Source organism: Streptomyces sp. NPDC050743, assembly GCF_044456925.1.
Classification (GTDB): domain Bacteria; phylum Actinomycetota; class Actinomycetes; order Streptomycetales; family Streptomycetaceae; genus Streptomyces.
The window spans coordinates 275,036-287,491 of sequence record NZ_JBITGJ010000001.1; the positions used below are offsets into that span (position 1 = coordinate 275,036).

A 12,456-nucleotide genomic window follows, 5' to 3' on the forward strand; every position below is an offset into this window, starting at 1 on the left:
TGAAAGTAAACCTTTCGCTTCCGGGGAGGGCGGTATGACGGTACGACCGCTGATCGGCATCAGCACATATCTGGAGACCGGCGCGCGCTGGGGCGTGTGGGAGCTGGACGCGGCGCTGCTGCCGGCCGGCTATCCACGGCTGGTGCAGCGGGCCGGCGGGCTGGCCGCGATGCTGCCGCCGGACGCGCCCGAGCGCGCGGCGGAGACGGTGGCCCGGCTGGACGGCCTGGTGATCGCCGGCGGCCCGGACGTGGATCCGGCCCGGTACGGCGCCGAGCGCGAGCCCCGTACGGGACCGCCCGCCCTGGCCCGGGACGCCTGGGAACTGGCCCTGATCGGGGCCGCGCTGGACGCCGGAACGCCGGTGCTGGGCATCTGCCGGGGCATGCAGCTGCTGAACGTGGCGCTCGGCGGGACGCTGGTCCAGCACCTGGAGGGGCACGCGGAGGTGGTCGGGGTGTTCGGCGGCCACCCGGTGAAGCCGGTGCCGGGGACCCTGTACGCCGGGATCGTCCCGGAGGAGACGACCGTGCCCACCTACCACCACCAGGCCGTGGACCGGCTCGGCGCCGGACTGGTGCCGTCGGCCTACGCCGCGGACGGCACGGTGGAGGCGGTCGAGCTGCCCGCGGAGCGGGGCTGGGTGCTGGGCGTGCAGTGGCACCCCGAGATGGGCGAGGACCTGCGGGTGATGTCGGCGCTGGTGACGGCCGCTTCCTGAGTCACAGCCGCTTTCTGAGCCACTCCAGGGCGGCATCGCCCTGGGCACGCTGGAAGGGGCGCAGGGTGGGCAGTCCCCGCGGTGCCGGGTTCAGGGAGCTGCGCAGGAAGAAGCCGCTGAGGCCGGCCAGTGCGGCGGTCACGGCGTCCGGGTCGGCGTCCCGGCCCAGCGGGTGCGCGGTGAACACCTCCTCGGGATCGGGCCCGCCCTGCGCCCGCACGCACGGCAGCATGACGAGCAGGTCGAACCAGGGCGCGGCGAGCACGGCGTGCGGCCAGTCCACGAAGGCGACGCCCCCGTCGGCCGCGAGCAGCACGTTGTCCGCGCGCAGGTCGGCATGGGCCAGGGTGTCCCCCGAGGCGCCCTCGGCCCAGCCGGCTTCCAGCGCGGCGAGGTCGGGCAGATGGCCGGCGGTCCAGGCACCGAGCCGGTCGCGCACCTCGCGGCCCTCACCGGCCTCGCCGTCGAGCAGCCGGCGCCAGCCGTCGAAGGTGTCGGCCAGGTCCTCGGCGACGGGCGGGACGTCGACGGGGCACGGCGTGCCGGTGCGGCCGAGCACGGTCACGGCGTCGAGCACCCGGCGCAGCTCGTCCGGCCGCCAGGGCACGTGCGGCTGGCGCCCGGCCACCTCCTCGAAGACCAGCGCCACCCAGGTGCCGTCGTCGTACGTCCCGAGCAGCCGCGGCGCGGGTACGGCGGCCGGGAGCGCGGCGGCGATCCGGGCCTCCCGGCGGTGCATGCCGGGACTGTGCGGGTTGGCCTCGCCGCTCACCGCCTTGACGAAGCCGGTGCCGCCCGCGGCGGTCCGCACCCGCGCGGCCACGCCCGGCGAGAAACCGCCGCGCTGTGTCTCCGACCGTACGACCGGCGCCCCGAGCATCTCGCCGACGGCTGCACGGACGGCGGTCGGGAGGTCTTCCCAGGGGGCGCGGACGCCTGCGGCGGGCGGGGCGGTGACGGTCATGCGCAGCATGGTGCCGGTCCGCTGCGCGGCTTGGCGAAGGATTTTCGGCGCGCCGCCGCGGGAGTTGACCATGATTGCCGGGTGCGGGTCCTTGCCCGGCTGGGGTACCGAGCGGGTGTCGCCGTGGGGCTGGGGGCCGTCTGCGGGGTGCGGGTGCCGGCGGGACAGCGCCGTGCTTCAGCGGCCGTCTGTCGGGTGCAGGTGCCGGCGGGACAGCGCCGTGGTTCAGCGGCCGTCTGCCGGGTGCGGGTGGCCGGGGGGCGACAGCGCCGTTGTTCAGCGGGCGTCTGCCGGGGGCGGGTGCCGGCGGAACAACGCCGCCGTTCAACGGCCATCCGCCAGAGGCAGGTGCCGGCGGAACAACGCCGCCGTTCAACGGCCGTCTGCCGGGTTGCGGGTGTCGGCCGGACAACGCCATCACTCAACGGCATCTGCCAGGAGCGGGAGGGGCGAATCAGCGCCGCCGCTCAACAGCCATCCGCCAGGAGCGGGAGCGGCGAAACAACGCCGCCGCTCAACAGCCATCTACCGGGGGCGGGAGCGGCGAAACAACGCCGCCGTTCAACGGCCATCCGCCAGGTGCGAGTGCGTGGTGGGCTGGTCGCGCAGTTGCCCGCGCCCCTTGGGGATTTGCAGCGCAGTCGGCTTTCCGGCGTCCCGTCGGCGCGGGCAGGCGATACCCGCCCGCCCCCGGCCGGCCCCGACCGGGCCGCGCTCGGAGGGACGCCCCCTCACCCCCGCGTCAGCGACAGCAACTCTCGTGCCGGACCGGTGGGTCGGTGTCCCGTCGGCCAGACCGCTCGCAGCTCGCGGTGCAGGGAGACGCCCTCCACCGGGATGCTGACCAGGCGCCGCATCGACAGTTCCTCCCCCACGGCCAGCTCGCTGAGGACCGAGGGGCCCGCGCCGCTGACGGCGGATGCCTTGACCGCCGTGGTGGAGGACAGCTCGATCAGGGGGCGGGCGAGGCCGCCGAGCGCCGCGTCCAGGACCTGCCGGGTGCCGGAGCCGCGCTCGCGGAGGATCAGCGGGGTGCCCGCCAGCTCCTGCGCCGTCACGGGGCGCCGACGGCGGGCCCAGGGATGGCCGGGCGCGGTGACGACGATCAGGCGGTCGCGGGCGATGACGGCGGAGTCCAGGCCCGTCGGGACCGACAGGCCCTCCACGAACCCGAGGTCGGCCTCCCCGGCCAGCAGGAGTTCCGCGACCTTCGCCGAGTTGCCCGCGAGCAGTGACACGGCCGTGTCGGGCCGCTCGGCGTGCAGCGCGAGGAGCCAGCCCGGGAGCAGGTACTCGGCGATGGTCATGCTCGCCGCGACCCTGAGGCGCGAGTCCCGCCGGTCCCGCAGCGCCCGCGCACCCGCGTCGAAGGCCGCCGCCGCCTCGACCACCCGGCGGGCCCAGTCCGTCACCAGGGCGCCCGCGTCGGTGAGCCGGGAGCCGCGGGGCGAGCGGTCCACGAGGGCCACGCCCAGTTGCCGTTCCATGGAGCGGATCCGGCTGCTGGCGGCGGGCTGGGTGATGCCGACCTCGCGCGCCGCCGCGCCGAGACTGCCCAGCCGCGCCACCGCCAGCAGCAGTTCCAGCGCGGCCAGGTCGGGCACCCGGTGCGCCAGTGACGCCGCGTGCTCCGGTTCCGTGCGCTCCCGCCGCCGCCCCTCCGCCTCGCTCATAAGACCAGCTTATGCCCCGATAGAAATGAACTCCCTGGTCAGGGGAGAGCGCGGGCGGCACGGTGAAGTCATGGTCACCGCAGCCCAGCCTTTGTCCACCACTTCCGTCCTGCGCACCGAACGGGTCCGCCACCTGGGCCCCAACTGGTACGCCGCCGTCATGGGCACCGCCATCCTCGGCTCGGCCGGCGTCGCCCTGCCCGCGCACGCGGCAGGTCTGCGCGATGTCTTCGCCGGAGCCTGGGCCCTGTCCCTGATCATGCTGGTGACCCTGCTCGCGGCCCGGACCGTGCGGTGGGTCCACCATCGCGACCGGGCCCGCGCGGATCTCCTGGACCCGGCCATGGCCCCCTTCTACGCCTGCCTGTCCATGGCCCTGCTGGCGGTCGGCGGCGGCGCCCTGACGGCCGGGCGCGCGCTGATCGGCACCGGCGCCGCCGTCGCCCTGGACGCCGTGCTGTTCACCGCGGGTACGGCGGTCGGGCTCGCGGCCGCCGTGGCGGTGCCGTACCTGATGGCCGTACGGCATCGTGTCGAGCCCGCGCAGGCGAGCCCGGCCTGGCTGCTGCCGCTGGTCGCGCCCATGGTGTCGGCCGCGCTCGGCCCGCTGCTGGTGCCGTATCTACCGGCGGGCCAGCCCCGCGAGACCCTGCTGCTGGGCTGCCTCGCGCTGTTCGGGCTGAGCCTGCTCGCGACGCTGCTGATGCTGTCACTGGTCTTCGCCCGGCTGGTCTCGCGCCCGCTGCCGCTCGCCCTCACTCCGACCCTGTTCCTGGTCCTCGGCCCGCTCGGGCAGTCCACCACCGCGGTCGGCAGGATCGCGGACGGGGCCCCGGGGGTCGTACCGGCCGCGGACGCCCGCGGCCTCGCCGTCTTCGTCGTCCTGTACGGGGTGCCGGTCATGGGGTTCGCGCTGCTGTGGCTGGCGCTGGCGACCGCGCACGTGGTGCGGGCCCGCCGGCAGGGCATGCGGTTCACGATGAGCTGGTGGGCGTTCACCTTCCCGGTGGGCACGTGTGTCACCGGCGCGATGGCGCTCGCCCGGCACACCGGGCTCGCGGTCTACGACGCGCTGGCCGTCGGGCTGTACGCCCTGCTCGCCGCCGCCTGGCTGGCGGCCGCCACCGGCACCGTGCGCGGTCTGCTCAGCGGCGAGCTGCTCGCAGCGCCTCGGACAGCACTCGTGGCGCCTCGGCCAGAGACGGGCCGTACCAGGTCAGATGCCGCCCGCTGACCAGGGCGCAGGGCAGGCCGGGGAAGGCCTCGGGGCCGTCGTCGGCGGTGAAGCGGTAGGGCTCGTCGGGCAGCACCACCAGCTCCGGGGCCGCCGCCCGCAGTTCGTCCAGCGGGACGCGGGGGTAGCGGTCGGGGTGGCCGGCGTACAGGTGGCCGGCGCCGAGCCGGGCCAGGACGTCACCGGCGAAGGTGTCCCGGCCGAGGACCATCCAGGGCCGGCGCCAGATCGGTACCACCGTGGTCGTAGGGGCCTCGGGCCGGGGCGGCGCCGCCCAGGCCGCCTCCGCCTCCGCCAGCCAGCGCGGACGCCCCGGCGCACCGCACGCGGTGAGCACCCGGGCCAGCTCGGCGAAGGCCTGCGGCACGCTCCGCACCTCGGTGACCAGCACAGGGAGGCCCGCGGCGCGCAGGGCGTCCAGGTCGGGGGCGCGGTTCTCCTCCTCGTTGGCGATCACGAGGTCGGGGGCGAGGGCGAGGATGCGGTCGAGCTTGGGGTTCTTGGTACCGCCGACCCGGGTGACGTCCAGGCCGGCCGGGTGGGTGCACCAGTCGGTGGCGCCGACGAGGGCGCCGGGCAGAGTGACGGCCACCGCCTCGGTCAACGACGGAACCAAGGAGACGATCCGCGCCACCATCAGCGCGACCGGTCCTGAACGGCCTCGATGTGCTCGGCGACCGCCACCACGACGACCCGGGTGTCGGGCACCGTCGCCCGCCAGCGATGACGTACCCCACCGGTCAGATAGAGAGTGTCGCCTCGCCCGAGGCGGTACGCGCGCCCCTCGGCCTCGATCTCCACCGCGCCGTCGGCGACGTACATCAGCTCGTCGTTGCGGTGCTGGAACTCGCGGCCGGCGTCGTGGTCGCCGGTGAACTCGGAGGCGTGCAGCTGGTGGTGGCCGCGCACCAGGGAGCGGGTCCGGGGCGCGAGGTCGCCCTCGGCGGCCGGGTCGGCGCGGACGACGTCCACGCTGGCCGCCGGGTCGGCGGCGGCGAGGAGTTCGACGGCCGTGGTGCGCAGGGCGTCGGCCAGTTTCTCCAGCGAGGTGCGGCTGGGGCGGGCCCGGTCGTTCTCCACCTGGCTGAGGAAGGGCACCGACAGACCGCTGCGCTCGGCCACGACGGCGAGGGTCAGCTCCAGGGCACGGCGGCGCCGCCGGACGGCCGCGCCCACCCGCACGGGCTGCTGTTCTTTGTGGTCGCCCATCGCTCCGGCTCCCTCCCTCGCTCGTCGTGCCGCTGTCCGGGTGCCCGGGTCGGGACACACCTCTTCCGATGACTTCTCTGCACCCTACGCATGTTCGGCAAACCGTTTCACGCGGCTGTCACATACCCGACATGCTGCCGAGCCGCCACCCTCACGGTTCGCGCCACCGTGACGGGCCCCGGGGCGGTCCTGGGCGCGGTCCGGGCCGACGCGAACATGCCGACCAGCAGGGGCTGCGGCCAGGGTGGCGGCCAAGGACCGTCACGCACCGTGGTTGGCCGGATCCCTGTCGTGTCGGGAGGGCCTCGCGACGCTGCCCGCCGATGCCGCGAGGGGCGGGCCGCGCCGGACGCTCGACGGCGTCCGGCGGTGCCCGCCCCTCGGGTGGCGGTCCGGGACGGTCAGGTCACCCGGCCGCCTGGCTCTTGGTGCCCTTCCTGTCGACCGGGGCCCACTTGTCGACCAGACCGGGGTGCCCGCGCAGCCAGGCGCGCACGGCGTCCTGCTCCTTGCCCTTGCCGACCTTCTGGATCCGGGCCTCCAGACCGGTGAGCTGCTTCTCGGTCATGGAGAAGTCCTTCAGCCAGCGGCCGACCTGCGGGTTGTCCTGGGCGAAGCCCTTGCGGGCCAGGGTGTGCACGCCGTCGCCGCCGCCCCAGGCGCCCTTGGGGTCCTTGAGCTTCTTCAGGCCGTAGTCGCTGTAGGCCCAGTGCGGGGACCACAGGGTGACGACGACCGGCTGCTTCCTGGCGTAGGCGCGCTCGAGCTCGGCGAGCATGGCCGGGGTGGAGCCGTCGATGACCTGGTACGTGCCGTCGAGGCCGTACTCCTTGAGGACCTTGCTCTTGAGCAGGCCCATCTCGCCCGCGCTGGGCTCGATGCCGACGATCTTGCCGCCGAACTCGGAGGCGTGGTCCTTCAGGTCCGCCAGGGAGTTCACGTCCTTCACATAGGACGGGACGGTCAGCTCCAGGGAGGTCCGGCCGTACCACGAGCCGAGGTCGTCGAGCCGCTTGCCGTACTTCTTCCAGTACTCGGCGTGGGTGGTGGGCAGCCAGGAGTCGGTCTCGAAGTCGAGCTGGCCGGTGGCGAGGCCCGTGTAGAGGGGGCCGGCCGCGTACTGGGTGGTGGTGACCTTGAAGCCGCGTTCCTGAAGGATCTCCTTCCACAGGAAGGTCGAGGCGACGCCCTCGTCCCAGGGGATGTAGCCGATCCTGATCTCCTGGCCCTTGCCGACGTTCGTGCCGGAGGCCTCGGAGGAGGTGCCGGCGGGCGAGCCGAAGATCCCCGTGCCGCCCGCGACGAGCGCGAGCACGACCACGCCGACGACGGCGACGGCCGGGCGCGGGCGGTACGACCACGCGCGCGTGGGTGCCTTGGCGGCGGCCCTGCGGCCCAGCGGGGAGAGCTGGGTGCCGAGGGCGCCGGTGACGCGGTCCAGGTAGATGGCGAGGACGACGATGCCGACGCCCGCCTCGAACCCGTAGCCGATGTCGAGCTGGCCGATGGCCTCGTTGACGGCGCCGCCGAGGCCGCCGGTGCCGACCATGCCGGCGATGACGACCATGGACAGGCCCAGCATGATCACCTGGTTGACGCCGGCCATGATGGTGGGCAGGGCGAGCGGCAGCTGGACCCGCCACAGGATGTCGCGCGGTGCGGTGCCGAACGCCTCGGCGGCCTCGACCAGTTCGGCGTCGACCTGGCGGATGCCCAGCTCGGTCATGCGGACGCCGGGGGCGAGCGCGAAGATCAGGGTGGCGACGACACCGGCGGCGGTGCCCAGGCCGAAGAACAGCATGGCCGGGATGAGCAGGACCATCGAGGGCATGGTCTGGAGCAGGTCCAGGACGGGTCGTACGGCCGCGCCGACCGCCTTGGAGCGGGCCGCCCAGATGCCCAGCGGCAGTGAGATCGCCAGCGCGATCAGGGTCGCCACCAGGACCAGGGCGAGGGTGGACATGGCCTGGTCCCACAGGTCGAGCGAGTCGACCAGCGCGAATCCGGCGAAGGCGAGGACGCCGGCGGTGAGGCCGCGCAGCCACCAGGCGACGACGGCGAGGATGCCGGCCATCAGCAGCGGCTGGGGCGCGCCGAGGACGGCGTCGATGCCGTCGTACATGCCCTCCATGACCGCCTTGATGGCGTCGAAGAGCCAGGAGAGGTGGTTCACCAGCCAGTTGACGCCGGAGTCGACCCAGTCGCCGAGATGGATCCTAGGCACGGCTGATCACCTTCTTCCCGCCCTGGTCGCGCTGGTTGTCGCAGGCCGTCGGCGCGCCGTGTTCGTCGCCGAGGAAGCCGACGAGGCGGCGGCGGGGTACGACGCCGACGAGGGTGCGGCGGGTGTCGCGGACGGCCACCGCGTGCGGCACGCGCGCGCTGATGGCGCACAGTTCGGCGAACGGCGTGTCGGGGGCCGCGGTCTCGCAGCCGCAGTCGGCCTCGTCGCCGCGCAGGCGGGTGTCCATGACGGCGGCGGCGGTCAGCACGCGGGAGCGGTCGACGTCCTGGATGAAGGAGGCGACGTAGTCGTTCGCGGGGCGCAGCAGGATGTCCTCGGCGGTGCCGGTCTGCACGATGCGGCCGTCGCGCATGACGGCGATGCGGTCGCCGAGGCGCATGGCCTCGTTGAGGTCGTGGGTGATGAAGACGATGGTCTTCTTCAGGGTCTTCTGCAGGTCCAGGAGCTGGTCCTGCATGTCGCGGCGGATCAGCGGGTCCAGGGCGCTGAAGGACTCGTCCATGAGGAGCAGGTCGGCGTCGGTGGCCAGGGCGCGGGCGAGGCCGACGCGCTGCTGCATGCCGCCGGACAGCTCGTCGGGCCAGGAGCCCTCCCAGCCGGCCAGGCCGCACAGGGCGAGCGCCTCGCCGGCGCGGCGCTCGCGCTCGGCGCGGGGCACGCCCTGCACTTCCAGGCCGTAGGCGGCGTTGTCGCGGACGCTGCGGTGCGGGAACAGCGCGAAGTGCTGGAACACCATGCTGATCTTCTTCGAGCGCAGCTCGCGCAGTTCGCGGGCGGTGAGCGCGGTCAGGTCCTGGCCGTCGAAGCGGACGCTGCCCGCGGTCGGCTCCAGCAGGCCGTTGAGCATGCGCAGCAGGGTGGACTTGCCGGAGCCCGACAGGCCCATCACGACGAAGATCTCGCCCGCCTCGACACGGAAGGAGGCGTCGATCACGGCGGCGGTGCTGCCGTCGGCGCGCAACTCCTTCCGGTCAGCGCCCTGTCGCAGGCGTTCCACCGCTCGGTCCGGTCCTCTGCCGAACACCTTGAACAGGTGCTCGGCCTCAAGCCTGGGGTGCACGCGTACCTCTCGTCTCGGGGGGCGGGACAGTAGCCGCGCCTCCCCGGGATCGAGATGGTCAAACTTTTAAGTGGCTCAGCTCACAGCGCGGTCTACGATGCCCGCCTACCGCTGTTGAGGGGGCAACCGTGGAACGACCCGACGACAGACGCGCGTCCGCGCTGCGTTTCGCCACCGAACTGGTCGCCTGGGTGGCCACGCCGTGGGCCCTTTCCGAGCACTCCTGGATCCTGGCCGTGCTCGCGCTGGTGGTGCTCGTCGGCCTGCCCACGGTGTTCTCCACACCGGGCGACAAGGCCTCCGTGATCGTCCCGGTCCCGGGCGGGGTCACCATCCTGTTGGTACTGCTCCATCTGGTGGCCGCCGTGGTCTCGGCCTGGTGGCTGTGGCCGGCCTGGGCCGCCGTGCCCGTGACCCTGCTGGCCGGCGCGACCCTCGTCACCGAGCAGCCGCGCTGGAGGTGGCTGCTGTCGCCGGCCGGGTGACTGTCGGTGCGGTACGGCATGATGCGAACGTGACCGGACGACTCATGCTGCTCGACACCGCATCGCTGTACTTCCGCGCCTACTTCGGCGTCCCGGACTCCGTGAAGGCACCCGACGGCACGCCCGTGAACGCCGTGCGCGGACTGCTGGACTTCATCGACCGGCTAGTCAGGGACCACCGGCCGCAGCATCTGGTGGCCTGTATGGACGCCGACTGGCGGCCGCAGTGGCGGGTGGACCTCATCCCCACCTACAAGGCCCACCGGGTCGCCGAGGAACACGAGGACGCGCCGGACGTGGAGGAGGTGCCGGACACCCTCTCCCCGCAGGTGCCGGTCATCGAGGAGGTGCTGGACGCGCTCGGCATCGCCCGGGTCGGCGTCGCGGGGTACGAGGCGGACGACGTGATCGGCACGTTCACCGCGCGCGCCGCGGGCCCGGTGGACATCGTCACCGGCGACCGCGATCTGTACCAGCTGGTGGACGACGCGCGCGGGATCCGGGTGCTGTACCCGCTGAAGGGCGTCGGCACCCTGCAGCTGACCGACGAGGCGGTGTTGCGCGAGAAGTATGGGGTCGACGGGCGGGGGTACGCGGATCTGGCGCTGCTGCGCGGCGACCCGAGCGACGGCCTGCCGGGCGTGGCCGGGATCGGCGAGAAGACGGCCGCCAAGCTGCTCGCCGAGTTCGGCGACCTGGCCGGGATCATGGCGGCGGTCGACGACCCGGGGACGAAGCTCACGCCGTCGCAGCGCAGGCGGCTCACCGAGGCCGGCCCCTATGTCGCGGTGGCGCCGAAGGTGGTGCGGGTGGCGGACGACGTACCGCTGCCGGACGTCGACACGGCTCTGCCGCGGGCACCGCGGGACCCGGCGGCCCTGGAGCAGCTGGCCAAGCGCTGGGGGCTCGGCGGCTCCCTGCAGCGGCTGCTGACCACCCTCGCCGCGGGATCCGAGTGAGGGTGACCGGAATATTCCGGCAAAGGGCTCTCCGCCGGCAGCCGGGAAAGAGGTGTGACCGCAGGGCGAGATGCTAACTTAGGTGAACCTAACCATCTTGCAGGAGGTCGTGATGGCAGAGCGTCCGGTCCGGAAGCCGCGCAAGACCCGCACCGCCCACGTGGTCCGCACCGAGCGGCTGACCCCGCACATGCAGCGCGTGGTGCTCGGCGGCGAGGGCCTGGCCGACTTCGCGGCGGACACCTGCACCGACCACTATGTGAAGCTGCTCTTCGGCCCCGAGGGCGTGACCTACCCGGAACCCTTCGACCTGGAGCGGATCCGGGCGGAGTTCCCGCGGGAGCAGTGGCCGGTGACCCGGACGTACACCGTGCGCGCCTGGAATCCCCGACACCGCGAGCTGACCCTGGACTTCGTCGTCCACGGCGACGAGGGCCTGGCCGGCCCATGGGCCTGCCGGGTGCGGCCGGGCGAGGCGGTGCGCTTCATGGGCCCCGGCGGCGCCTACGCCCCGGACCCCGCGGCCGACTGGCATCTGCTCGCCGGCGACGAGAGCGCGCTGCCCGCGATCGCTCGGGCCCTGGAGGCGCTGCCCGCCGGCGCCCGCGCCCATGCCTTCGTGGAGGTGTCCGGCCCCGAGGAGGAGCAGAAGATCGACTCCGACGTGGCGGTCGTCTGGCTGCACCGGGGGGACCGGCCGGTCGGCGAGGCGCTGCTGGAGGCGGTACGCGCCCTCGAGTTCCCCGAGGGCCGCATGCACGCGTTCGTGCACGGCGAGGCGGGCTTCGTGAAGGAGCTGCGCCGGCTGCTGCGGGTCGAGCTGAACATCCCGCGCGAGGACCTGTCGATCTCCGGCTACTGGCGCCTGGGCCACAACGAGGACGGCTGGCAGGCCTCCAAGCGGGAGTGGAACGCCCGCATCGAGGCCGAGCAGGAGAGCGGCTCGGCGGCGGCCTGACAGCGGCCCCCGCTCAGCTCTCGTTGATCTTGCCGAACGGGATGTGCACGCTCGGTGTGGTCCGGGACGTGCTCTGCAGGTGCGACACCTGGTCGTCGAAGAAGATGTGCGGCCTGAGCACCTTCATCACCGCGCCTTTCTCGATGCCCCCGAGGAAGAAGGCGCCGTTGACCGTCACGCCCCACTGCTTCAGGCTCCGTACGGCCCTCTCGTGCGCCGGCGCGGCGCGCGCGGTCACGATGGAGACGTGGACCCGGGCCGGGTAGCCGGGGTCGGTCCTGCGCCGTTCCTCCTCCCGGCGCTGTATCCGGTTCACACCGGCGAGGAAGTCCCGCAGCGGTCCCGGGTCGTGCGGGGTCGCCGCGTTGCGGCTCTCGTGCGCGCGGAACTCCTCCAGACCGCCGGACTGGTACACCTGCTCGGCGGCATCGCCGGCGAGCACCCCGTCGAAGTCGAACGCGATCCGCAGCTCCGGGTCGGCCGGGTCGTCCGCGTACGACGACCCGAGCACGTGCCCGGCCGGAAGGCCGGCCGCGACCGCCTCGCGTACGTCGTCGCCGTTCGCGGACAGGAACAGGGACATGTTCAGCGCGGTCATGAACGCGTACGGCGCCCGGCCCTGCATGAACACGGCCCGGCTGACCGGCAGTTCATGGGTCTCGATCGAGCGCATGACCCTGAGGCCGGTGTCGGGGTCGTTGCGGGAGAGGATGATGACCTCGACGAGCGGGTCTCCCGGCTCGCCGAGGTCGTTCAGCGACAGCAGCCTGCGGATGAACGCGAACGCGACCCCGGGCCGGAGCGCGTTGTCCACGTTCTCCTCCTGGTAGGCCCGGTAGGCCTCCTCGCCCTGCTCGCGGAAGACGGCGTCCGACTCCCGCAGATCGAACAGGGCGCTGGAGGCGACACCGACGACGAGCCGGTTCGCGAGGTCGTAGGGCGGCATGT

The 12,456-nt window shown here is 73.4% G+C and carries 12 protein-coding genes; 5 read left to right on the top strand and 7 right to left on the bottom strand.

What is annotated here, in order from left to right; all coding sequences use genetic code 11:
• Positions 1-34 precede the first annotated feature (34 nt).
• Positions 35-721, top strand: a complete 687-nt coding sequence (locus ACIBJF_RS01310; RefSeq protein WP_399171575.1) for a gamma-glutamyl-gamma-aminobutyrate hydrolase family protein — start codon at positions 35-37, stop codon at positions 719-721.
• 1 nt (position 722) lies between these two features.
• Here the strand turns inward: ACIBJF_RS01310 and ACIBJF_RS01315 are convergent, their stop codons facing one another.
• Positions 723-1,685 carry a phosphotransferase gene (locus ACIBJF_RS01315; RefSeq protein ID WP_399171576.1) on the bottom strand — a complete coding sequence of 321 codons (963 nt, stop codon included), beginning with the start codon at positions 1,683-1,685 and terminating at the stop codon, positions 723-725.
• Between the two features lie 731 nt (positions 1,686-2,416).
• Positions 2,417-3,358 (bottom strand): LysR family transcriptional regulator, encoded by a 942-nt coding sequence (locus ACIBJF_RS01320; protein WP_399171577.1) that lies wholly within the window; start codon positions 3,356-3,358, stop codon positions 2,417-2,419.
• A 70-nt stretch (positions 3,359-3,428) separates the two neighbouring features.
• On the opposite strand from ACIBJF_RS01320, the gene ACIBJF_RS01325 reads away from it, so the two are divergent.
• Positions 3,429-4,592 (top strand): TDT family transporter, encoded by a 1,164-nt coding sequence (locus ACIBJF_RS01325; RefSeq protein WP_399171578.1) that lies wholly within the window; start codon positions 3,429-3,431, stop codon positions 4,590-4,592.
• Here ACIBJF_RS01325 and ACIBJF_RS01330 read toward each other — a convergent pair.
• The 4 genes from ACIBJF_RS01330 to ACIBJF_RS01345 all read right to left on the bottom strand — a co-directional run bounded on the left by ACIBJF_RS01330 (position 4,504) and on the right by ACIBJF_RS01345 (position 9,106).
• A complete protein-coding gene (locus ACIBJF_RS01330; protein ID WP_399171579.1) occupies positions 4,504-5,229 on the bottom strand; it encodes a helical backbone metal receptor in 726 nt (241 codons plus the stop codon). The genes ACIBJF_RS01325 and ACIBJF_RS01330 overlap by 89 nt on opposite strands.
• A complete protein-coding gene (locus ACIBJF_RS01335) occupies positions 5,229-5,801 on the bottom strand; it encodes a helix-turn-helix domain-containing protein (RefSeq protein WP_356311280.1) in 573 nt (190 codons plus the stop codon). Before ACIBJF_RS01335 ends, ACIBJF_RS01330 begins: the two co-directional genes overlap by 1 nt.
• A 406-nt stretch (positions 5,802-6,207) precedes the next feature.
• Positions 6,208-8,025 (bottom strand): ABC transporter permease/substrate binding protein, encoded by a 1,818-nt coding sequence (locus ACIBJF_RS01340; protein WP_399171580.1) that lies wholly within the window; start codon positions 8,023-8,025, stop codon positions 6,208-6,210.
• Entirely contained in the window at positions 8,018-9,106 is a 1,089-nt protein-coding gene (locus ACIBJF_RS01345; RefSeq protein WP_399171583.1) for a glycine betaine/L-proline ABC transporter ATP-binding protein, read from the bottom strand. Before ACIBJF_RS01345 ends, ACIBJF_RS01340 begins: the two co-directional genes overlap by 8 nt.
• 128 nt (positions 9,107-9,234) lie before the next feature.
• On the opposite strand from ACIBJF_RS01345, the gene ACIBJF_RS01350 reads away from it, so the two are divergent.
• The 3 genes from ACIBJF_RS01350 to ACIBJF_RS01360 all read left to right on the top strand — a co-directional run bounded on the left by ACIBJF_RS01350 (position 9,235) and on the right by ACIBJF_RS01360 (position 11,508).
• The gene (locus ACIBJF_RS01350; RefSeq protein ID WP_399171584.1) at positions 9,235-9,591 is read left to right on the top strand and encodes a hypothetical protein; all 357 of its coding nucleotides are present in this window, start codon (positions 9,235-9,237) and stop codon (positions 9,589-9,591) included.
• Positions 9,592-9,620: 29 nt separating this feature from the next.
• Positions 9,621-10,550, top strand: a complete 930-nt coding sequence (locus ACIBJF_RS01355; protein WP_399171585.1) for a 5'-3' exonuclease H3TH domain-containing protein — start codon at positions 9,621-9,623, stop codon at positions 10,548-10,550.
• Between the two features lie 112 nt (positions 10,551-10,662).
• Positions 10,663-11,508, top strand: coding sequence for a siderophore-interacting protein (locus ACIBJF_RS01360; RefSeq protein WP_399171586.1), 846 nt, complete (start codon positions 10,663-10,665; stop codon positions 11,506-11,508).
• A gap of 13 nt (positions 11,509-11,521) precedes the next feature.
• On the opposite strand, the gene ACIBJF_RS01365 is transcribed toward ACIBJF_RS01360, so the two are convergent.
• On the bottom strand, positions 11,522-12,454 hold the full coding sequence (locus tag ACIBJF_RS01365; RefSeq protein WP_399171587.1) for a 5'-nucleotidase: 933 nt from the start codon (positions 12,452-12,454) through the stop codon (positions 11,522-11,524).
• Positions 12,455-12,456: the final 2 nt, after the last annotated feature.